Source organism: Aquabacterium sp., assembly GCF_044226965.1.
GTDB lineage: Bacteria > Pseudomonadota > Gammaproteobacteria > Burkholderiales > Burkholderiaceae_C > Pseudaquabacterium.
The window spans coordinates 14,714-36,630 of sequence record NZ_JBGAGA010000043.1 but is presented as its reverse complement, the minus strand read 5'-3'; the positions used below and the strand labels follow the sequence as shown (position 1 = coordinate 36,630).

At 69.2% G+C, this 21,917-nt stretch carries 19 protein-coding genes; 7 read left to right on the top strand and 12 right to left on the bottom strand.

Going from position 1 to position 21,917, the window contains the following annotated elements:
- Window positions 1-277: 277 nt before the first annotated feature.
- A complete protein-coding gene (gene glk, locus ACILR4_RS18600) occupies window positions 278-1,291 on the bottom strand; it encodes a glucokinase (RefSeq protein WP_395702361.1) in 1,014 nt (337 codons plus the stop codon).
- A gap of 279 nt (window positions 1,292-1,570) precedes the next feature.
- Here glk and ACILR4_RS18595 point away from each other — a divergent pair, with 279 nt between their 5' ends.
- The 6 genes from ACILR4_RS18595 to ACILR4_RS18570 all read left to right on the top strand — a co-directional run bounded on the left by ACILR4_RS18595 (window position 1,571) and on the right by ACILR4_RS18570 (window position 10,080).
- A complete protein-coding gene (locus ACILR4_RS18595; protein WP_395702360.1) occupies window positions 1,571-3,442 on the top strand; it encodes a glucokinase in 1,872 nt (623 codons plus the stop codon).
- Between the two features lie 43 nt (window positions 3,443-3,485).
- Window positions 3,486-4,064 carry a DUF4337 domain-containing protein gene (locus ACILR4_RS18590; protein ID WP_395702359.1) on the top strand — a complete coding sequence of 193 codons (579 nt, stop codon included), beginning with the start codon at window positions 3,486-3,488 and terminating at the stop codon, window positions 4,062-4,064.
- 113 nt (window positions 4,065-4,177) lie between these two features.
- Window positions 4,178-5,446 (top strand): efflux RND transporter periplasmic adaptor subunit, encoded by a 1,269-nt coding sequence (locus tag ACILR4_RS18585; RefSeq protein WP_395702358.1) that lies wholly within the window; start codon window positions 4,178-4,180, stop codon window positions 5,444-5,446.
- Entirely contained in the window at window positions 5,443-8,571 is a 3,129-nt protein-coding gene (locus ACILR4_RS18580) for an efflux RND transporter permease subunit (protein ID WP_395702357.1), read from the top strand. Before ACILR4_RS18585 ends, ACILR4_RS18580 begins: the two co-directional genes overlap by 4 nt.
- 52 nt (window positions 8,572-8,623) lie before the next feature.
- Window positions 8,624-9,391 carry an exodeoxyribonuclease III gene (locus ACILR4_RS18575; RefSeq protein ID WP_395702356.1) on the top strand — a complete coding sequence of 256 codons (768 nt, stop codon included), beginning with the start codon at window positions 8,624-8,626 and terminating at the stop codon, window positions 9,389-9,391.
- A gap of 101 nt (window positions 9,392-9,492) precedes the next feature.
- The gene (locus ACILR4_RS18570) at window positions 9,493-10,080 is read left to right on the top strand and encodes a hypothetical protein (RefSeq protein WP_395702355.1); all 588 of its coding nucleotides are present in this window, start codon (window positions 9,493-9,495) and stop codon (window positions 10,078-10,080) included.
- Between the two features lie 33 nt (window positions 10,081-10,113).
- Here the strand turns inward: ACILR4_RS18570 and ntrC are convergent, their stop codons facing one another.
- The 10 genes from ntrC to ACILR4_RS18520 all read right to left on the bottom strand — a co-directional run bounded on the left by ntrC (window position 10,114) and on the right by ACILR4_RS18520 (window position 20,371).
- Window positions 10,114-11,619 carry a nitrogen regulation protein NR(I) gene (ntrC, locus tag ACILR4_RS18565; protein WP_395702354.1) on the bottom strand — a complete coding sequence of 502 codons (1,506 nt, stop codon included), beginning with the start codon at window positions 11,617-11,619 and terminating at the stop codon, window positions 10,114-10,116.
- 37 nt (window positions 11,620-11,656) lie between these two features.
- Window positions 11,657-12,739 (bottom strand): nitrogen regulation protein NR(II), encoded by a 1,083-nt coding sequence (gene glnL, locus ACILR4_RS18560; RefSeq protein ID WP_395702353.1) that lies wholly within the window; start codon window positions 12,737-12,739, stop codon window positions 11,657-11,659.
- 12 nt (window positions 12,740-12,751) lie between these two features.
- Window positions 12,752-13,258: a hypothetical protein gene (locus ACILR4_RS18555; RefSeq protein WP_395702352.1), complete on the bottom strand. Its 507-nt coding sequence runs from the start codon at window positions 13,256-13,258 to the stop codon at window positions 12,752-12,754.
- Between the two features lie 94 nt (window positions 13,259-13,352).
- Entirely contained in the window at window positions 13,353-14,768 is a 1,416-nt protein-coding gene (gene glnA, locus ACILR4_RS18550; protein ID WP_395702351.1) for a type I glutamate--ammonia ligase, read from the bottom strand.
- 233 nt (window positions 14,769-15,001) lie between these two features.
- Entirely contained in the window at window positions 15,002-15,805 is an 804-nt protein-coding gene (locus ACILR4_RS18545) for a competence/damage-inducible protein A (protein ID WP_395702350.1), read from the bottom strand.
- Window positions 15,806-15,812: 7 nt separating this feature from the next.
- On the bottom strand, window positions 15,813-16,691 hold the full coding sequence (locus tag ACILR4_RS18540; protein ID WP_395702349.1) for an EI24 domain-containing protein: 879 nt from the start codon (window positions 16,689-16,691) through the stop codon (window positions 15,813-15,815).
- Between the two features lie 30 nt (window positions 16,692-16,721).
- On the bottom strand, window positions 16,722-17,687 hold the full coding sequence (locus tag ACILR4_RS18535; RefSeq protein ID WP_395702348.1) for a sterol desaturase family protein: 966 nt from the start codon (window positions 17,685-17,687) through the stop codon (window positions 16,722-16,724).
- The gene (locus ACILR4_RS18530; protein WP_395702347.1) at window positions 17,684-18,454 is read right to left on the bottom strand and encodes a polysaccharide deacetylase family protein; all 771 of its coding nucleotides are present in this window, start codon (window positions 18,452-18,454) and stop codon (window positions 17,684-17,686) included. The genes ACILR4_RS18535 and ACILR4_RS18530 overlap by 4 nt, the downstream gene beginning before the upstream one ends.
- On the bottom strand, window positions 18,438-19,445 hold the full coding sequence (locus tag ACILR4_RS18525; RefSeq protein WP_395702346.1) for a YncE family protein: 1,008 nt from the start codon (window positions 19,443-19,445) through the stop codon (window positions 18,438-18,440). The genes ACILR4_RS18530 and ACILR4_RS18525 overlap by 17 nt, the downstream gene beginning before the upstream one ends.
- Window positions 19,446-19,558: 113 nt before the next feature.
- Window positions 19,559-20,371, bottom strand: a complete 813-nt coding sequence (locus ACILR4_RS18520) for a TIGR00266 family protein (protein ID WP_395702345.1) — start codon at window positions 20,369-20,371, stop codon at window positions 19,559-19,561.
- A gap of 80 nt (window positions 20,372-20,451) precedes the next feature.
- On the opposite strand from ACILR4_RS18520, the gene ACILR4_RS18515 reads away from it, so the two are divergent.
- A complete protein-coding gene (locus ACILR4_RS18515) occupies window positions 20,452-21,249 on the top strand; it encodes an IclR family transcriptional regulator C-terminal domain-containing protein (protein WP_395702344.1) in 798 nt (265 codons plus the stop codon).
- A gap of 7 nt (window positions 21,250-21,256) precedes the next feature.
- Here ACILR4_RS18515 and upp read toward each other — a convergent pair whose 3' ends face one another.
- Window positions 21,257-21,886: a uracil phosphoribosyltransferase gene (upp, locus tag ACILR4_RS18510; protein WP_395702343.1), complete on the bottom strand. Its 630-nt coding sequence runs from the start codon at window positions 21,884-21,886 to the stop codon at window positions 21,257-21,259.
- Between the last annotated feature and the right edge of the window lie 31 nt (window positions 21,887-21,917).

Below are 21,917 nucleotides of genomic sequence, written 5' to 3'. Positions count from 1 at the left end.
CAAAACTAGATTTACAACATGGCTGCGTAAACCCTAGGTGTGGCGCTTTGGTGTCAAGGGAATGCCCCATCAACCCCCGGGGTGGAGAGCTGGGTTCCAGGGCGTCAACCCCCACCCGCAGACACGTTCGGATGCCCCTCGGATCGCCGAGTATGTAGTGAAACTACTCAAGAACCGCGCACCGCGACAACATCCTCGGCGAAAGCGATTTCAGCGCACGCCAAAAGAAAGGGGCGCGCAGGCCCTGCGGCCGCGCGCCCCACGGGATCCTGCCCGTTCAGCGTTCGGACTGCTCGATCGCGAAGGCCGCACCTGCCAGCGCAGCCAGGGTGTCGGTGATCAGCGCGGTCGGGATGCCACGCAGGTAGTCGGCAAAGCGCCCCTTGGCTTCGAACCGCTCGCGGAAGCGCGAACTGAAGAAGCGCTCGCCCAGCCGCGGCACGATGCCGCCGCCGATGTAGACGCCGCCCCGCGCGCCCAGCGTCAGGGCCACGTTGCCGGCAAAGCTGCCGAGCAGCGCGCAGAACGCGTCGAGCGTACGGCCGCACACCACGTCGTCCGCCTCCAGCCCGCGCTGGACGATCACTTCGGCCGTCAGCACCTCCGCCGGCTGACCCAGCACGCCCGCCACCGCGCGCTGCAGCACCGGCAGGCCGATGCCCGACAGCAAGCGCTCGGCGGAGACATGCGCGAATTCGCGCCGCGCATGGCGCAGCAGCTCGCTCTCGAAATCGTCGGCCGGCGCCAGCGTGGCATGGCCGCCCTCGCCGGGCAGCGCGACCCAGCCGCCGCGGGTCTGGGTGACCGCCCCGACCCCGAGCCCGGTGCCGGGCCCGATCACCGCCAGCGTGCCTTCGGGCCGGGGCAGCCCGGCGTGCGCCCGCAGCTGCGACGCCCCCAGCCGCGGCAGCGACAGCGCCAGCGCCTCGAAGTCGTTCAGCACCAGCAGCGCGCGCAGGCCCAGTTCACCTTCCAGCGCCTGGCGCGAGAAGCGCCAATGGCTGTTGGTGAAAGCCACTTCATCGGCCTTGACGGCGGTGGCCACCGCAAACGCGGCCTTGGCCGGTCGGTGCACGGCACCGCCTAGCAGCGGCGCCAGTTCCTCCAGGTAGGCATTCACCGCCTGGCGCGGGCCGGCATGGTCAGCCACCGCCAGCTTGCGCACATGGCGCACCGGGCCGCCGACGGCATCCATCCAGCCGAAGCGGGCGTTGGTGCCACCGATGTCGGCCACCAGCCAGGGCAGCGAGGCGACAGGGGCGGCAGCGGAGTCAACAGTCTGGGCAGTCATCGAGCGGGGCATGGCCATCGGAACAAGGCGCGAAAGGTAGCAAAACTACAGTATCGGGGCAAGTGCAAGAAAACCCGGGCCGGTGTCGGCTCTCTGCAAGTTTCACGGGAGTTTCATGGGCCGCGACGCGGCACCGAGGCGTCGCGCCATTTGTAGTCAAGCTACTTTCCGTGCGGGATGATTCCAGGCGAGCCGAGGACGCCTGCGCCGTCATGCGCCAGCGATGGCGGCCGCTGCGCGGGCTCGGCCACAATACCGCCGCCCTCCACCCTGACCGCGATGACCCGCTACGACAGCCCTCGCCTGCTTGCCGACATCGGCGGCACCTATGCGCGCTTCGTGCTCGAACTTGCACCGGGGCATCTGGAGCATGCCGCCTCGCTGCGCTGCGCCGACCATGCCGACTTCCACGCCGCCGTCAGCGCCTACCTGAAGACCCTGCCGCCGGCGCCGCTGCGGCACGCCGCGGTGGCGATTGCGAACCCGGTCGAAGGCGACCTGGTGCGCATGACCAACTACCACTGGCAGTTCTCGATCGAGCAGATGCGCGAGCGGCTGCAGCTGGACACGCTGGTGGTGGTGAACGACTTCACCGCGCTGGCGATGGCGGTGCCGCGGCTGGCGGCGCCGGACCGGCACCAGGTGGGCGGCGGCCAGCCGCGCGAGGGCAGCGTGATCGGCGTGCTGGGCGCGGGCTCGGGCCTGGGCGTCTCCGGCCTGATCCCGGCGGCTGCCGGCTGGGTGGCGCTGGGCACCGAAGGCGGCCACACCAGCTTCGCGCCGCACGACGAGCGCGAGATCGCGATCCTGCGCCACGCCTGGCGGCAGTACCCGCATGTCTCGTTCGAGCGCCTGCTGTCCGGCCCCGGGCTGGAGCTGATCCACCATGCGCTGGCCGAGATGGCCGGCAAGCCGGAGGCCGGCGCGCTGCCGGCGCCCGAGATCACGCGGCGCGGGCTCGATGGCAGCGATGCGCTGTGCGCCGAGGCGATCGAGGTGTTCTGCGCGATGCTGGGCACCGCCGCGTCGAACCTGGCGGTGTCGCTCGGTGCGTTCGGCGGCATCTACATCGGCGGCGGCATCGTGCCGCGGCTGGGCGCGTATTTCGAGCGCTCGCCGTTCCGCGCGCGCTTCGAGGACAAGGGCCGCTTCAGCGACTACCTGCGCGCGATCCCGACCTTCGTGATCACCGCCGACAACGCCACCTTCGCCGGCGCATCGGCCATCCTCCAGCAGCAGTTGCGCAGCATCGAGGCGGCACCCGCCTCGGCGCTGCTGGCGCAGATCCAGCGCGGGCTCGAAGGGCTGTCGCCGGCCGAGCGCCGCGTGGCCGACCACGTGCTGGCGCAACCGCGCTCGGTGCTGAACGAACCGATCGCCGACATCGCGAAGGCCGCCAGCGTCAGCCAGCCGACCGTGATCCGCTTCTGCCGCTCGCTCGGCTGCGAAGGGCTGTCGGACTTCAAGCTGCGGCTGGCCTCGGGCCTGACCGGCACGGTGCCGGTGACGCATGCGCAGGTGACCGGCGCCGATTCGATGGTCGAGCTGGGGGCCAAGGTGCTGGACAACAGCGCAGCGGCCATCCTGCAGCTGCGCGACCAGCTCAACCGCGACACCATCGACCGCGCGATCGAGCTGCTGAACGCGGCGCGCCGCATCGAGCTGCATGCGGTGGGCCACTACGCGCCGGTGGCGATCGATGCGCAGTTCAAGTTCCTGCGCTTCGGCATCCCGTGCAATGCCCACACCGATGCGCGACTGCAACTGCTGTCGGCCGCCGTGCTGCAGCCGGGCGACGTGGTGCTGATCATCAGCGCCAGCGGCCGCATCCAGGAGCTCATCGAGGTGGCCGACACCGCGCACGAACGGGGCGCGCGGGTGCTGGCCATCACCGCCAGCCAGTCACCGCTGGCGCGCAAGGCCGACATCGCGCTGATCGTCGACCATCCCGAAGATGCGAACACGCAGCTGCCGATGATCAGCCGCATCCTGCACCTGCTGGTGATCGACATCCTCGCGGTCGGCGTCTCGATGCGGCGCGAAGCGGGCGACGCGGCCGCGCACGCCCAGACGAGCGCACACCCCCCCCAGCTGCCCGGCGTGAGCGCGTCGCTACCGTATGCCCGGCTCACCTCGCACGGCCAGGGCTGAAGAATTCCCTTTCCTCAACGCATCCACCCCACGGAGACCCACGATGTCCGGACATGGCTTTCACGTTCACGGCCCGCACGACCACGAGCTCGAGCATGCCGCGCACCATGCCGACAAGGACAGCTTTGCCGGCACGATCGCGGTGATGACCGCGCTGCTGGCGACCATCGGCGCACTGTTCTCGTACATGGGCGGCGCCACGCAGGCCAATGCCAGCCTGTACAAGAACGACGCGGCGATCAAGAAGACCGAGGCCTCCAACCAGTGGAACTACTACCAGGCCAAGAGCAGCAAGCAGAACCTGGCCGAGCTGGCGCTGGCCCTGGTGGCCGACGACAAGAAGCCCGCCTACCAGAGCGAGATCGAGCGCTACAAGAAGGAGAAGGCCGACATCAAGACGGCGGCCGAGAAGCTCGAGGCCGAATCGCTGGCCTTCGACAAGAAGTCCGACGAGGAGATGCACCAGCACCACCGCTGGGCCCAGGCCACGACGGGCCTGCAGATCTCGATTGCGCTGGCCGCCATTGCCCTGCTGACGCGTCGCAAGTGGCTGGAATGGGGCATGTTCGGCGTCGCCGGCATCGGCATCGCACTGGGCGTGGCGGCGGCCCTGCACATCTGACGCCTGCGCCGGCCACCGGCCGCCCGCACGGCGGCCGCCAGCAAAGCTTCGGCAACACGCCCGAAGGCAGCCTCTGCTAGATTCGTTCGGTTCTGCTGTCGACGAAGGCTGCAATGAAAAACACAAGATCGGGCGTTGGGCTGCTGGTCCTGCTGTCGGGCCTTTCCGCAGCGCTCTCGGGCTGCAACAAGTCCCCGGCCCCGGGTGCGGAGGCGGCTGCAGGCGGCGCGTCGGGCGCCTCGGCCGCGCGGGCAGCACAGGTGGTCAGCGTGTTCCCGGCCATGCAGCGCGACGTGCCGGTCACGGTGGAGGCTGCGGGCACCGTGGTCTCGCTGGAATCGGTGGACGTCCGGCCGCAAATCAGCGGCACGATCGCGGAGGTGCTGGTCAAGGAAGGTCAATTCGTCAAGCGCGGACAGCTGCTGTTCAAGCTGGATGACCGCAACGACCGCGCCAACCTCGAACGAGCCCGTGCCCAGTTGCTGCGCGACCAGGCGCTGCAGGCCGACCTCGAGCGCCAGTGGAAGCGCGCGCAGGAGCTGCGTGCGCAGAACTTCATCGCGCAGAGCGCCGCCGACACCGTGCTGGCCAACCTGGAGAGCCAGCGTGCCGCGGTGGCGGCGGACGTGGCCGCGGTGCGCTCGGCCGAAGTGGCGCTGAGCTACAGCACGCTGGCGGCACCGTTGAGCGGCCGCGCCGGCGCGATCGGCGTCTACCGCGGCTCACTGGTGCAGCCGGGCGGCACGGTGATGGTCAACATCAGCCAGGTCGATCCGGTGGGCGTGCAGTTCAGCGTGCCCGAGGCGCAGCTGGCCGCGGTGCTGCGCGCCGGCGGGAAGGCCGACGACAAGGCCGGCGGCGCCACGGTCTCGATCGTGGTGCCGAGCACCGAACGCGGCAGCCGTGCCGCGCCGCCCGAGCCGCTGGTGGGCCGGGTGGTCTTCGTCGACAACGCGGTCGACACCGCGACCGGCAGCATCCGCGTCAAGGCCGCGGTGGCCAACGCGCAGCACAGCCTGTGGCCCGGCCAGTACGTCACCGCGCGCCTGGTGACACGCACGCTGCCCGGCGCGGTGGTGGTGCCGCAGGCGGCGCTGATCATCCGCGGCAACGAGCGCTCGGTGTACGTGCTGAAGGCCGACGGCAGCGTGGAGATGCGCAGCGTGCAGCCGCGCGTGCCGAGCGGCGAGTACATCGCTGTCGAAGGGGTCCAGCCCGGCGAGAAGGTGGTGGTCGAGGGCAAGCAGAACCTGCGCCCCGGCACGCCGGTGAAGGAAACGCCGTACACGCCGGCTCGGCGCGGCGGCGCGGGTGCCTCGGCGCCTGGCGGCGCGGCCGGCAATGGCGCGGTGGCCTCGGCCGCCGTCGGGGCAGCGTCGTGAGCTTCACCGATCTGTTCATCCGCCGTCCGGTGATGACGGTGCTGATCAACATCGCCATCGTGATGGCCGGCATCGTGGCGCTGAAGGACATTCCGGTGGCCGCGCTGCCGCGCTACAACACGCCGGTGATCCAGGTCACCGCGGTGCTGCCGGGCGCAGCGCCCGAGACCATGGCCAGCTCGGTCGCGCTGCCGCTGGAGAAGCAGTTCTCCACGATCGCCGGGCTCTCGACGATCAGCTCCACCAACACGCTGGGCGGAACCTCGGTGACGCTGGAGTTCGAGACCTCGCGCGACATCGACGCCGCAGCGGTGGACGTGCAGGCGGCCCTGTTCCGGGCGCAGCGCACCTTGCCCACGGAAATGACCAATCCGCCGTCGTACCGCAAGGTGAATCCGGCCGACGCGCCGGTGCTGCTGATCGCGCTGCAGTCGCCCTCGATCGGCCTGGCCGAACTCAACGACTATGCCGAGAACCTGATCTCGCCGACCTTGTCGACGATCGACGGCGTGGCCCAGGTCCTGATCTTCGGCCAGAAGCGCTACGCCGTGCGCGTGCGCGTGCGGCCGCAGGCGCTGGCCGAGCGCAACATCACGCTCGACGAGTTGCGCGCGGCCATCACCGCGGCGAACCCGAACACGCCGGTCGGCGTGCTCGAGGGTCCACGCCAGACGCTGACGATCCAGGCCAACCGCCAGCTCAGCAGCGCGCGCGAGTTCGGCAACATCATCGTCGCCACGCGCGGCGACGCCGGCGTACGCCTGCGCGACGTGGCCGACGTGCAGGACAGTTTCGAGACCGTGAAGAACGCCTCCACCTTCGCCGGCGAACCGAGCATCACGCTGGCGGTGCAGCGACAGCCCGATGCGAACACGGTGAAGGTGGTCGACCGGGTGATGGCCACCCTGCCCCGCTTCCAGTCACAGCTGCCGGCCTCGGTGACCATCTCGCCGCTGAACGACCGTTCCAAGTCCATCCGCGAGGCGCTGCACGACGTCAACCTCACGCTCGCCGGCACCGTGGTGCTGGTGATCCTGGTGATCTTCCTGTTCCTGCGGCGCCTGTCGGCCACGGTGATCCCGGCGCTGTCGCTGCCGGTGTCGCTGGTCGGGGCCATCTCGCTGCTGTACCCGCTGGGCTACAGCCTGGACAACATCTCGCTGCTGGGCATCACGCTGGCGGTGGGCCTGGTGGTCGACGACGCGATCGTGATGCTCGAGAACATCGTGCGCCACGTCGAGGACGGCATGGCACCGTTCCAGGCCGCGCTCAAGGGCGCGCGCGAGATGGCCTTCACGATCATGTCGATCTCGATCTCGCTGGTCGCGGTGCTGATCCCGATCTTCTTCATGCCCGGCGTGATCGGCCTGCTGTTCCATGAATTCGCGGTGGTGGTGGGGCTGGCGATCCTGGTCTCGGCACTGGTCTCGCTGACCCTGGTGCCGATGCTGTGCAGCCGCTTCCTGCGCCACCACGACGCCACCGAGGAGAACGCGCTGGGCCGCGCCTTCGAGCGTGGCTTCCAGGCCCTGCTGAACGGCTACGCCCGCACGCTGGACTGGGCGCTGGCGCACCGCTGGGTGGTCGGCCTGGTGGCCATCGGCAGCTTCGTGCTGACCGCGGTGCTGTTCGTCACCATCCCGAAGGGCTTCTTCCCCGAGGAGGACATCGGCCAGATCCAGGTCACCACCGAGGCGTCCGAGGACATCTCGTTCGAGGCGATGCAGACCTTGAACAACCGCGTCGCCGAGATCTTCCGCACCGACCCGGCGGTGGCCGCGGTGGGCACCGCGGTGGGCGGCGGCGGCTTCAACACCGCGACGCAGAACACCGGCCGCGCCTTCATCACGCTCAAGCCACGCAGCCAGCGCCCGCCGATGGCGCAGGTGGTGGACAACCTGCGGCGCAAGGTGCGCGCGGTGCCCGGCATCGCGGTGTACATGCGGCCAGTGCAGAACCTGCAGCTCGGCGGCCGCGCCAGCAAGAGCCGCTACCAGTACACGCTGCAGAGCGTCAGCGCCGACGCGCTGAACGACTGGGCCGCACGCCTGGCCGACAGGATGCGCGGCGAGGCGGCGGTGTTCCGCGACGTCACCACCGATTCGCAGCAGCGCGGCCTGCAGGCCACGCTGAGCATCGACCGCGACCGCGCGAACCTGCTCGGTGTCTCGATGGCCGACCTGCGCAACACGCTGTACAGCGCCTTCGGCGAACGCCAGGTCTCGACGATCTACAACCCGATCAACAGCTTCCAGGTGATCATGGAAGCTGCCGACCCGGACCGCCAGTTCGAGGACGCCTTCAGCCGCCTGTACCTGCGCGGCAAGGGTGGCGCGATGGTGCCGCTCACTTCGTTCGCCAGCGTCAGCCGCACCATCGGGCCCACCGCGGTCAACCACCAGGGCCAGTTGCAGGCCATCACCGTCTCGTTCAACCTCGCGCCCGATGTGGCACTGGGCGATGCGACGAAGAAGCTGGAAGCCTTCGTGCGGGACATGAAGATGCCCTCGACCATCGTCACCAGCTACGGCGGCGACGCGGCGGTGTTCCAGGATTCGCAGGGCGGCCAGGCCATCCTGCTGATCGTTGCGGTGCTGGTGATCTACCTGCTGCTGGGCGTGCTGTACGAGAGCTACATCCACCCGCTCACCATCCTGGCCGGCCTGCCCTCGGCGGCCGTCGGCGCGCTGCTGACCTTGACGATCTTCCGCCTCGACCTGACGCTGATCGCCACCATCGGCATCCTGATGCTGATCGGCATCGTCAAGAAGAACGCGATCATGATGATCGACTTCGCGCTCGACGCGCAACGCACCCACGGGCTGCCGCCGCAGGAAGCCATCCGCCAGGCCTGCCTGCTGCGGCTGCGGCCGATCATGATGACGACCCTGGCCGCGCTGATGGGCGCGCTGCCGATCGCGCTGGGCATCGGCGCCGGCGCCGAGCTGCGCCAGCCGCTGGGCCTGGCGGTGGTGGGCGGGCTGATCGTCTCGCAGGCCGTCACGCTGTACATCACGCCGGTGATCTACCTGGCGCTGGACCGCTGGAGCGGCACCGGGCCGATCACCGGGGACGTGCCGGCAGCGGCGGCGGCCACCGGCCTGCCCCGGGCGCACCAGGCGTGAAAGCAGGCATGATGCGGCACCTCATCCACGCCCTGCCGGTGGCCCACGACACATGAAGCTCGCCACCTGGAACGTCAACTCCCTGTCGGTGCGCCTGCCCCAGCTGCTGGCCTGGCTGGCGGCCGAGCAGCCCGACGCCATCGTGCTGCAGGAAACCAAGCTCACCGACGACAAGTTCCCGCAGGCCGAGCTGGCCGCAGCCGGCTGGCAATGCGCGTGGTTCGGCCAGCGCACCTACAACGGCGTGGCGCTGCTGTCGCGCCTGCCGGCCGAAGGCCTGGTCAAGAACATCCCGGGCTTCGACGACGACCAGGCCCGCGTGATCACCGGCACCGTGGCCGGCGTGCGCGTGGTCGGCGGCTACTTCCCGAACGGCCAGGCGCCCGGCACCGACAAGTTCGCCTACAAGATGCGCTGGCTGGAGGCCTTGCGCGACTGGCTGCGCGGCGAACTGGCGGCCCATCCGAAACTGGTGCTGCTGGGCGACTTCAACATCGCGCCCGAGGACCGCGACGTCTACGACCCGGTCGCCTGGGCCGGACAGATCCACTGCACCGACGAGGAACGGGCCCACTTCCGCGCCCTGCTGGGGCTGGGCCTGAGCGACGCGTTCAGGCTGTTCGAGCAGCCACCCAAGAGCTGGAGCTGGTGGGACTACCGCAACCTGGCCTTCCGCAAGAACCAGGGCCTGCGCATCGATCACATCCTGGTGAGCGAGGCGCTGAAGGCCGGCACCAGTGCCTGCCGCATCGACAAGGCGCCGCGCAAGAACGAGCGGCCGAGCGACCATGCGCCGGTGCTGGTCGAACTGACCCCTTGACCGAGGTCCTGTCGCCTGGCCTTTGGCGGGGTTGCCGCGCTAGCCGTGACGCATGGCACATGGCATAGTGCGCGGTGGTCGTTAGCCCCCCATCCCACCCCATGAGCGACGCCCGGTCCAGCTATTTCGACGACGCGGTCTACGCCCGCGCCATGACGCCGCCGCCGGCCCCTGCGCGCAAGAAGCCGCCTGTCTTCGGCCCGCTGCGCTGGCTCCGATCCACGCTGTTCGGACGCTATGACGGCACCACGCTCGTACCGGCCAGCACCAGCCCGCCGCTGATCGAAAGTCGCGGCCAGGCGCTGCGCGAAGCCCACCGCAGCTTGCGCGCCTTGATCAAGCAGCACCCCGGGCTGAAGCAGGTGATGCCGCACCTGGCCTACATCGAGCGCGCGCTCGGCCGCAAGGGCTCGCGGGCACTGATGCGGGTGCCGGTCGCGGTGCTGCAGCGCGGGCTGGAACAGCTCGAGCGCCTGCAGGCCGAACAGCCCCGCGACGCGCTGCGTGCGCTGCGCACCCGGCTGGTGGAAGCCATTGCGCTGCGCAGCGTGGCGCGCAACACCACCATCGCCGGCCACCATGCTGCCGGACCGGCACTCGAGGTGCTGGAAGCCTCGCACTCGGAGTTCGACGAGGTCGAGCGCAGCTGGACCGGCTCGGTGCCGCTGGACAGCCAGCACTGGAAGTAGGCCGCGCGCCGCCCTGCGGCGGCGCCCGGTGCCTCAATCGTCCAGGCCGAGTTCCTGGATCTTGCGCGTGATCGTGTTGCGGCCGATGCCAAGCTTGTGCGCGGCCTCGATGCGACGGCCCCGGGTGATCTCCAGGGCGGTCTGGATCAGGCGCGCTTCGAACTGGCGCGTCAGCGTGTCCCAGACCTCGGGGTCGCCCGTTTCGAGCAGGCGCCGCGCCTCGCGCTGCAGGTCCAGCAGCCATCCGGTGGCCTGGCCCACCATCGGCGCGGCCGGCAGCGCGGCGGCCGGCAGCGGCGCAGCCAATGCCGCCGGCTGCGCAGCGGGCGCCATGCCCGGCTCTGCCACCGGCACCACCGGCGCGCGTGGCACTTCGCCGGCCAGCAGTTCGGGCGGCAGGTCCTTGGGCTCGATCACCTGCGCCGGCGCCATCACCGTCAGCCAATGGCAGACGTTTTCCAGCTGACGCACGTTGCCCGGGAAGTCGAACATCATCAGCCGGTCGAGCGCGGCATCGGTGATGCGCTTGGCCTCGACGCCCAGTTCCTTCGCGCTCTTGGTCAGGAAGAAGCGCGTCAGTGCCGGGATGTCTTCCCTGCGCTCGCGCAGCGGCGGCAGCCGCAGGCGGATGACGTTGAGCCGGTGGAACAGGTCTTCGCGGAACGCGCCCTCGCGCACCCGCTGCTCCAGGTTCTGGTGGGTGGCCGCGATGACGCGTACATTGGCCTTTAGCGGCTGGTGCCCGCCGACGCGGTAGAACTGCCCGTCCGACAGCACGCGCAGCAGGCGCGTCTGCAGGTCGAAGGGCATGTCGCCGATCTCGTCGAGGAACAAGGTGCCGCCGTCGGCCTGCTCGAAGCGGCCGCGGCGCATGGTCTGCGCGCCGGTGAAGGCGCCGCGCTCATGGCCGAACAGCTCGCTCTCCAGCAGGTCCTTCGGGATCGCCGCGGTGTTGATGGCGATGAAGGGGCCGTTCTGCCCCAGGTCGCCGCGCGGGCTGTGCTTGTGCAGCGCGCGCGCGACCAACTCCTTGCCCGAGCCCGACTCACCGGTGATCAGCACCGTCACGTTGCTCTGGCTCAGGCGGCCGATGGCGCGGAACACGTCCTGCATCGCCGGCGCCTGGCCCAGCATCTCGGGCATCTCGGCGGCGGCGGCATCGCGCACTTCCTCGCGCAGGCTTTCGTCGACGGCGCGACGGATCAGCTCGATCGCCTTCGTCAGGTCGAAGGGCTTGGGCAGGTACTCGAAGGCGCCGCCCTGGAAGGCCGAGACGGCACTGTCCAGGTCGGAGTAGGCCGTCATGATGATCACCGGCAGGCCAGGGTGGCGCTGCTTGACCTTGCCGAGCAGCTCGATCCCCGAGCCGCCCGGCATGCGGATGTCGCTCACCAGCACCTGCGGTTCGTCGTCATCCAGCGCGGCCAGCACGTCGCGCGGGTTGGAGAAGATGCGCACGGCGAACTGTTCACGCTGCAGCGCCTTCTCGAGCACGAAGCGGATGGATTGGTCGTCGTCTACGATCCAGATGGGTTTCATGCGGCGGCGGCCTGTCTTCCTCGGTGATGCCCCTTCTTCAGGGCAGCGGTATCACGATCCTGAACACGGTCCGGCCGGGGACGCTGTCGCATTCGATCATGCCTTGATGCTGCTGCACGTAGGTCTGCGCCAGTGTCAGCCCGAGGCCCGAACCGCCTTCGCGCCCCGAGACCAGGGGGTAGAAGATGCGATCGCGAATTTCCTCGGGCACGCCCGGTCCGTTGTCCTCGATATGCAATTCCAGTGCCAGTCGGAAGCGCTGCTTGCCGATGGTGACCTGGCGTGCCACCCGCGTGCGCAGGATCAGCTTCGCGTCGCCCGCCGCGATGCGCTCGGCCAGTGCCAGCGCCGCGTTCTGCGCGATGTTCAGCACCGCCTGGATCAGCTGCTCGCGGTCGCCGCGGAAATCGGGGATCGAGGTGTCGTAGTCGCGCTGCACCGCCAGGCCCTGCGGGTACTCGGCCAGCACCAGGGAGCGCACGCGCTCGCAGACCTCGTGGATGTTGACGTCGGCCACCGCCTGCGCACGGCGGTGCGGCGCCAGCAGGCGATCGACCAGCGCCTGCAGCCGGTCGGCCTCGTGGATGATGACGTTGGTGTACTCGGTCAGCTCCTTCGAGACCAGGTCCATCGCCAGCAGCTGCGCGGCGCCCCGGATGCCGCCCAGCGGGTTCTTGATCTCGTGCGCGAGGTTGCGGATCAGCTCCTTGTTGGCCTGCACCTGGCCAATGGCGCGCTCTTCACGGTCCTGCCGCGTCTGCTGCTCGATCTCGAGCATCTCGACCAGCACGCGGTCGCTGCCGTGCTCGATCTGGTTGACGATCACATGCACCGGCAGCAGCTCGTGGGCCGCCAGCGGCGTGCGGCGCATGGTGCCGTCGAAGCGGCCGGTGGCGATCTCGTTGCGCAGCACCGCGGTGAGCGTCTCGCGCAGCTGCGCGCCATCGGCAAACCAGTCGAACAGGTTCGATCGCATCAGGCTGCGCCGCGACAGGCCGGCCACGGTCTCGAACATCGCATTGACGTACAGCAGCGCGCCGTCGCCCTGCACCACCGCCACCATCGTGGCCAGCAGGTCCAGCGCCTCGAAGCGGCTGTTCTCGGCGCGGGTCGAACTCATCGTGCAGGATTCCTAGGGTTGGATCTTGGCCAGCTCGCGCTTGATGGCGGCAATGTCGCTCTCGCTGCGGGTGATGCTGGCCTTCAGCGCCGAGACCCGGTCGAGGTAGGTCTGGTAGTTGCGCTCGTCGCCACGGCGGTCGGGCTCGCCGTTGTTGTACTCGCGCTTCAGCGCCGCGAGCTTGTCTTCCTCGCGCCGCAGTTCCGATTCGAGGATCGCGCGGGCATCGTTGTCGCGCTCGCGCTGGGCGGCCGGGTCCACCTTGGCATCGCTGGGCTTGGCCGCCGCCGGACGCGGCTTGGGCATCTGGACCACGGTGACCGGTGCAGCCTCGATCGGGCGGCAGTTCCTTTCTTCGGCCATCTTGGGCGTCAGCTCGCTCGTGTAGAGGTTGCCGGGGCACCTGTACACGATCGTCGGACCGCCGGGCGTGGCCGCCGGCGCCGAGGCAGCGCCCTGCGCTTGCGCCACCGCGGCGGTGCACAGCACCAGGCTGAGGGTGAGGGACCTGCGCTTCATGATCGTCGACTCCAGTCTCACGCCGCATTGTGGCCCAGCATGAAAAAGGGGCGGCCGAAGCCGCCCCGTTTCATGCATTGACCACCGGAGGGGATCAGAGGCTGTAGTACAGGTCGAATTCCAGCGGGTGCGTGGTCATGCGGAAGCGCGTCACTTCCTGCATCTTCAGCTCGATGTAGGCATCGATGTACGCGTCGGTGAACACGCCGCCCTTGGTCAGGAACGCGCGGTCCTTGTCGAGGTAGTCGAGGGCCTGGTCGAGGCTGTGGCAGACGGTCGGGATCTTCGCGTCTTCTTCCGGCGGCAGGTGGTAAAGATCCTTGGTGGCGGCTTCGCCCGGATGGATCTTGTTCTCGACGCCGTCCAGGCCGGCCATCAGCATGGCCGAGAAGCCCAGGTACGGGTTGCACAGCGGATCGGGGAAGCGGCACTCGATGCGGCGGCCCTTCGGGTTCGCGACATACGGAATGCGGATCGACGCCGAGCGGTTGCGCGCCGAGTAGGCCAGCTTCACCGGGGCTTCGAAGCCGGGCACCAGGCGCTTGTAGCTGTTGGTGCCGGGGTTCGTGATCGCGTTCAGCGCGCGGGCATGCTTGATGATGCCGCCGATGTAGTACAGCGCGAACTCGGAGAGGCCGGCATAGCCGTCACCGGCGAACAGGTTCTTGCCGTCCTTCCAGACCGACTGGTGCACGTGCATGCCCGAGCCGTTGTCGCCGACGATGGGCTTGGGCATGAAGGTCGCGGTCTTGCCATAGGCGTGCGCGACGTTGTGGATCACGTACTTCTGCAACTGCAGCCAGTCGGCGCGCTGCACCAGCGTGCTGAACCGGGTGCCCAGTTCGTTCTGGCCCGGGGCCGCCACTTCGTGGTGATGCACCTCGACCGGAATGCCCAGCGATTCGAGGATCAGGCACATCTCCGAGCGCATGTCCTGGAAGCTGTCGACCGGGGGCACCGGGAAGTAGCCGCCCTTGACGGCCGGGCGGTGACCCATGTTGCCGCCTTCTAGCGTGGCACCGGTGCTCCACGGGGCTTCTTCGGAAGTCACCTTCACGAAGCAGCCCTGCATGTCGACGTTCCACTGGACCTGGTCGAAGATGAAGAACTCGGGCTCGGGGCCGAAGAACGCCTGGTCGCCGATTCCGGAGGACTTCAGGTAGGCCTCGGCGCGCTTGGCCAGCGAGCGCGGATCGCGCTCGTAGGGCTTGCCGTCGCCGGGTTCCAGCACGTCGCAGCTGAGGATCAGCGTGGGCTCTTCGAAGAACGGGTCGATGTTGGCCGTGTTGGGGTCCGGCATCAGCAGCATGTCGGACGCTTCGATGCCCTTCCAGCCGGCGATCGAGGAACCGTCGAAGGCATGGCCCGACGTGAACTTGTCTTCATCGAAATGGGAAACAGGCACGGAAACGTGCTGCTCCTTGCCGCGGGTGTCGGTGAAACGGAAGTCGACGAACTTGACTTCGTTTTCCTTCACCATCGACATCACGTCGGCGACGGTCTTGGCCATCAAGAATCTCCTAGCAGGACGCGTGTAACAGGGGTGGGGGGATGAGGTTGTGCGGGCTTTGGTTTTGAGAGGGAAAACCCCCTCGAAAAGGCGCACTGGAATGTAGCAGAAAGCATGCCCAGCACTGGGCTGCGGCAGTCCCCGTGAAGCCGCCCGCGATACCGGCTAGACGCACCAATTTAATGCGTCAATTTGCCCCATTTTGGGGTGGCTCGATTGCACCAAGTTGGCGCTCAGCGCGCCGCGGTTTCGGCGCGAATCTCGGCGCCCAAAGCCAGCAGTCCCTGCCGCAGTTGCTCGAACGCCACCGGCACCGCGGCCGGCACGCCCTTGACCCCGAGTTCGATGTGGCGCCCCCATTGCGGATGGTCCACGCTGGGCAGGCTGTAGACGCGCACGCCGGCATGGCTGGCCTCGATGACCTCCATCAGCGGCGTCAGCGTCGACTCCATCGCCCCCATCACGATGAAGCCGCGCTCGGCCTGCCGTTGGCTGCCGTGCAACGCGGCATAGCGGCCGTCGAGCAGCGATTCGATCATCGGATGGGCCATCACCGGAAAGCCGGGCACGAAATGCACGTCGCCGACCGAGAAACCCGGGATCTTGTTGTACGGGTTGGGAATGATGTCGGCGCCCTGCGGGAACATGCCCATGTTCAGCCGGTGCAGGTTGTCGGGTCGCTCGGGCTCGAAGGGCTGCCCCTGCTCGCGGGCGAGGTCCTGCATGCGCTCGAGGATCAGCGCCCGCGCCTGCGGATGCAGTTCGAGCGGTCGGCCCAGCGCGGCGGCCGCGCACTGGCGGGTGTGGTCATCCGGCGTGGCGCCGATGCCGCCACAGCTGAACACGATGTCGCCGCTGCCGAAGGCCTCGCGCAGCGCGGCGGTGATGCGTGGCCGATCGTCGCCGACGTAGCGCGACCACGCCAGCGCCAGGCCGCGCGCGGCCAGCAACTCGATCACGCGGGCCATGTGCTTGTCCTGCCGCTTGCCGGACAGGATCTCGTCGCCGATGACGATCAGGCCGAAGCTGCGGCTCATGCGGTCCTCACAAGGGCGCCGGCCCGGGCGCCGGCGGCAGCAGATCGATGACGTCGCCGGCAACGGCCGGCGCCTGGGCGAGACGTGCTGCCTCCTCGACGCGCAGGGCCGCCAGCGCGGCCAGGCCGTAGTGCGTGAACCACAGCGCGCTGAACGCGAAGATCAGTGTGTACAGCCACACCGACAGCGGCACCAGGATCGGTGCGGCCACCAGCGTCAGCGCACTGAAGGCCCACAGCAGCGAGGGTGCCGCACCGAGGTAGCCGGTGATCACGCCAATGGCCAGCAGCGGCCCGCGGTGGCGCTGCATCAGCTGCCGGCGCTCGGGCCCGCTGGCATGGTCGGACAGCACATCGAAGGCCATCACGCGGTAGGTCAGCCAGCCCCAGATCAGCGGTGGCAGCAGCAGCGCCACCGGCGGCACCAGCCACAGCGGCAAGGTGATCAGCAGCGCCAGCATCGCGACGGCCGTGCACAGCAGCGACCACAGGATGCCGCGCAGCAGCCCGGCGCCCTTCTTGCGCTCGAGCGCCGGGAAGCGCCGCTGCGCGACCAGGCTGACCATCGCCGGCGTCATCAGCACGGCCACCAGCAGCAGGCACAGCGCGACGGTCAGCGGCACGGCCAGCGCGACGACGATGAGCGGCGCCAGCACCGAGCGGAACGAGGCGCCCAGCGTGCCCTCGACCCAGGCCAGTGCCGCGCTCAGCAGTTGCCAGCCCTCCAGCGTGGCGCGCACCGCGTCGATCGCCGGCACCCAGAACAGCCAGGCCAGGCCGGCCAGGAGTGCCGCGCTCAGGACCAGGGGCAGCAGGGACAGACCGATCACCTGCGGATGCAGGCAGTAGGCCGCGGCACGCCAGAAGGCGTCGAGCAGTTGTCTCATCGTGGCGGCGAGGATACGCCAGCGCGGCGCTCAGGCCCGACCGGCCAGGCGCTTGAGCCCCAGCCACTGCTGGGCCCAGAAGCCGCGCCCATAGTCGCGCCCGCCTGCTTCGGGCAGCTGGTCGCGGATGCCGGTGGCATGGTCCTGCCCGTCGAAGCAGGCGGTGCCGAACAGGATGTCCCACAGCGGGAACAGCACCGCGAAGTTGTGGCCGCCCAGGCGCCCATCGTCCGCCTCATGGCCGAGCCCGATCGCATGGTGCAGCCGGTGGTAGCGCGGGCCCACCAGCACGCGGCTGAAGAACGGGCCGAAGTCCATGCGCACGTTGGCATGCGACAGGCTTTCCACCAGTTGCCCCAGCGCCACCAACGCGACGAACTGCCCCGGCGGCACGCCGATCACCAGCGCCACCAGCACGAACAGGCTGTCGCGCAGCATGTCGTCGAGCAGGTGGTTGCGGTTGTCGGTCCACAGCGTCATCTGGCGCTGGCTGTGGTGCAGCGCATGCAGCTGCCACCACCAGTGGAAATGGTGCTGCGCGCGGTGGAACCAGTAGTCGATGAAGTCGAACACCACCAGGTAGATCAGGAAGCTCACCACCGCGACATCGGTGACACCGGGCCACAGCCCGTCCAGCTCGACGCCACGCAGGCCCTGGAGCCTGGCCTGGCCCGCCAGCCAGTCCCAGAACGGGTCGATGCTCAGGAACATGACCATGCGGAACAGGCCGAGCCGGTGGATCAGCGTGTACAGCACGTCGGTGCGCACCGCCGCGCGATCGGTCACCGGTTCCACCGGCCGCCAGCGCTCGAGCGCTCGCATCAGCGTGAGCATCAGCGCGATCTGGACCAGGCCGACCAGCAGCCAGCCGGTGGCGCGGAAGCCGTCCTCCAGCAGGTTGCCCAGGCCCAGCGTGAACATCAGCGGCTGCACCACGCCTTCGAACAGCGCCTGCTGCGCATCCCCGAACCAGTCGATCGGGTTCCAGCCGTTCATCGCGCAGCCCCGAGCGTCGGGTGCTCGCGCAAGGTGGCGAAGCAGAACCCGCGCGCCTTCAGGCCCTTGATCAGCGGCTCCAGCACGGCCGGCGCCCAGGGGTCCTGGCGCGACCAGATGCCCAGGTGCGCGACCAGGATGTCGCCGCTGCGGATGCCGTCGAGCGCGCGCTGCAGCAACTGCGCATTGGGGTAGCGATCGCTCGGCAGCTCGTCGCCCAGGAAGCCGGCCGGCGACCAGCCCACATGCGTCCAGCCGCAGGCCTTGGCCGCCTGCAGCAAGGCCGGCGAGGTCTTGCCGCCGGGCGCGCGGAACAGCGGCAGCATGGCCTGGCCGGTCATCGCGCGGAAACGGTCGGCCGGGCGCTGCAGCTCGGCGCAGTACGCCGCCGCCGTCATCTGGCGCGCCTTGCCGGCGCCCGGCCCCATCGAGGGCCGCAGCAGGAAGCGGCCGTCGGGCCGGTCGGCCAGCCAGGTGTCGTGGTCCCAGGTGTGCGATCCGAAGGCATGGCCCTCGGCTGCGCGGGCGCGCCACCACGGCGCCCAATGGTCATCCAGGCTCCAGCCGCCGTCCTGCGTGCGCTCGTTGGCCAGGAAGAAGGTGACGTGCACCTGCTCGCGCCCGAGCACCTCGGCCACCAGCGGGGCGATGCCCATGTGACCGGTGTCGAACGTGAGGTACAGCGGCTTGCCGCAGCCCGCGGCAAGGCCGAGCGTCGAGGCCGCGAGGCCGGCGACCAGCAGCAGCAGGCTAGCGGCGCGACGCATGGTCCAGCGTCCACACGCCATGCGGCGAACGGCCGACGGGCACCTGGCGCAGAACCTTGCGGCTGTCGAGGTCGACGAAACTGAGCTTGCGCGCCCAGCGCGAGCTGACCAGCAGCGTCTTGCCGTCGGCCAGCAGGTCCATGCAATCCGGACCGCCCGGGCCGGGCAACTGCGCCACGACGCTCATCGCCTGCGTGTCGATCATGCTGATCGTGTTGGCCACGCGATTGCTCACGAAGATGTGCCGGCCGTCGCCGCGGCTGCGAAAGGCATGCGCGCCGTCGCCGGTGAGGATGCGCTGCACCAGCGCGGGCTGCGCACCCGAGACGTCGTAGACCTCGACGAACTTGTCGCCGGTGAGGCCGACGAACAGCCGCTTGTCGTCCGGCGTCAGGTACACGTCGGCGGGCAGCTTGCCGACCTTGATCTTCCAGCGCACGGCTTGGGTGGCGAGGTCGATGGCCAGCAGCTCGTCGCTGTCCTGCAGCGAGGCATAGACCACGGTGCTCTTCGAATCGATGTACAGGTGGCTCGGCGTCTTCGGCGCCGGAATGCGCTTGACCAGCTTCAGGGGCGCCGCGCTGTCCTGCGGCTGCCAGCGGTAGAGGTCGACATGGTCCAGCCGGTTCGCCGCCGTGACGAACCACTTCATGTCCGGCGAGAAGCGCAGGTGGTACGGGTCGTCGATGTCGTTGAGCACGCGCTGCACCTCGGCCGTGACCGGGTCGATGAAGGTCAGCGAGTTGCTCAGCGCATTGGCCACCAGCAGGCTCTTCTCGTCCGGCGTCAGGTACAGGTGGTGCGGCTCCTTGCCGGTGGGAATGCGCTTGCGTTCGGCAAAGCTGACCGGGTCGATCACGCTGATGCTGGCGTCAAGCGAATTCAGCACGAAGATCGGCCGCGGCGCCACGTCCGCCCACACCAGGGCAGGCAGACATGCGGCGCCCAGCACCAGGGCGGCGGCAAGGCGCCGCAGGACAGAAGGCAACATCGACAGGAGACAGGCAGGGCGGCCGTCGGCAGCAGGCACGGAACCCGTAAGTGTAGGGGCGAGGCCTCGACCGCCGACCGGCGCGGGCATTGAGCCCGATCAAGGCGGCAAGATCAATCGTCGTCACCGCTGAAGATGCCGCCCAGCACGCCGCCGCCAATGCTGCCCAGCACCGAGCCCTCCTCGCGGCTGCGGCCGCCGCCCTGCGGCGCTGCGGCGAACACGCGGCTGGCCAGGCGGGAGAACGGCAGGCTCTGCAGCCACACCGTGCCCGGGCCGGTCAGCTTGGCGAAGAACAGGCCCTCGCCGCCGAACAGCGCGGTCTTGATCTTGCCGACGTACTGGATCTCGAAGTTCACGTTCGGCGTGTAGCCGACGACGCAGCCGGTGTCCACCATCAGGGTCTGCCCCGGCGCCAGTTCGCGCTTGACGCAGGTGCCGCCGGCATGCACGAAGGCCAGGCCGTCGCCTTCGAGCTTCTGCATGATGAAGCCCTCGCCGCCGAAGAAGCCGACCGAGAGCTTCTGCTGCAGCGCGATGCCCAGCGACACGCCGCGCGCCGCACAGAGGAAGGCGTCCTTCTGGCAGATCAGCATGCCGCCGAGCTTGCCCAGCTCCATCGGCAGGATCTTGCCGGGGTACGGCGCGCCGAAGGCCACCTTCTGCTTCTGGCTGGCATTGTTGGTGTAGATCGTCGTGAACAGCGACTCACCGGTGACCAGGCGCTTGCCCGCGCCCAGCAGCTTGCCGAAGAAGCCGCCCTGGTTGGCCGAGCCATCGCCGAACACGGTGTCCATCGAGATGCCGGCGTCCATGAAGAACAGGCTGCCGGCCTCGCCGACCGCGGCTTCGCCGGGGTCGAGCTCGACCTCGACGAACTGCATCTCCGATCCCTTGATTTCGTAGTCCACCACATCCATGGCCATGATGTAAGTCGCTCCTGCGTGCGGGCACTGTGAAAACGGCCGCGATGGTAGACGAAAGCCGACTCGATAATCGCGCCCCGATGACCCGCCCTGCCCTGACTGCTGCCCACGACGCCCCTGCACCGGGCGATGGCTACGTGCAGTCCTTCGCGCGCGGGCTGGCGGTGATCCGCTCGTTCAGCGCCACGGCGCCCGCGCAGACGCTGAGCGCGGTGGCGCAGCGCACCGGCCTCACCCGCGCCGGCGCGCGCCGCATCCTGCTGACCCTGCAGACGCTCGGCTATGTCGAGGCCGAAGGTCGCCAGTTCCGGCTGACGCCGAAGATCCTGGACCTGGGCTATGCCTACCTCTCGTCGCTGCCGCTGTGGCAGCGCGCCGAGCCGGTGATGCAGGCGCTGGTGGCGCAGGTGCACGAGTCCTGCTCGGCCGCGGTGCTCGACGGGCCGGACATCGTCTACGTGCTGCGCGTGCCCACCAGCCAGATCATCAGCATCAACCTCGGCGTCGGCAGCCGGCTGCCGGCCTACTGCACCTCCATGGGCCGGGTGCTGCTGGCCGACCTGGGCACCGAGGAGCGCCAGCGCCGCCTGTCCCTGCGCGCGCCAGAAGCCCTGACCGCGCGCACGCTGACCGACGCCAGGCGCATCGCCGAGGCCATCGACACCGTGCGGCGCCAGGGCTACTGCGTGGTCGACCAGGAACTCGAGGAAGGCCTGGTGTCGATGGCGGTGCCGATCCGCGACCGCTCGGGCCGCGCGGTGGCCGCGCTGAACATCAGCGGCCAGGTCAGCCGCACGCCGGCCGCCTTGATGCGCGAGAAGCTGCTGCCGAAGCTGCAGGCCGCGGCCGCCGAGATCGGCCGGCTGCTGGCCGCATGAGCAGACTTCAGTCCTTGGTGCCGAAGATCTTGTCCCCGGCGTCACCGAGACCCGGAATGATGTAGCCGATCTCGTTCAGGTGGCTGTCGATCGCGGCGGTCCAGCAGCGAACGTCCGGGTGCGCCGCCTCGAGCGCGGCAATGCCTTCGGGCGCGGCCACCAGCACCAGCGCACGGATGTCCTGGCAGCCACGCTTCTTCAGCAGGTCGACGGTGGCGATCAGCGAGCCGGCGGTGGCCAGCATCGGGTCGACGATGATCGCGGTGCGCTCCTCGAGGTGGCCGACGAACTTCTCGAAGTAGTGCACCGGCTGCAGGGTCTCGTGGTCGCGGGAGAGGCCGACGACGCTGATCTTCGCGTTGGGCACCAGGTCGAGCACGCCGTCGAGCATGCCCAGGCCGGCGCGCAGGATCGGCACGATGGTCACCTTGCGGCCGGCGATCTGCTCGATCTCGGCCGGGCCGCTCCAGCACTGGATGGTCGTGCGCTCGAGCGGGAAGTCGGCCGTCGCCTCGTAGGCCAGCAGGCGCGCGATCTCGTGCGTGAGCTCGCGGAATTTCTTGGTCGAGATCTGGTCCTCGCGCAGCAGGCCGATCTTGTGGCGCACCAGCGGATGGTTGACGGCGATGACGGGCATGGAAGTCTCTGCGGCAGGCGTGGAGCCGTCA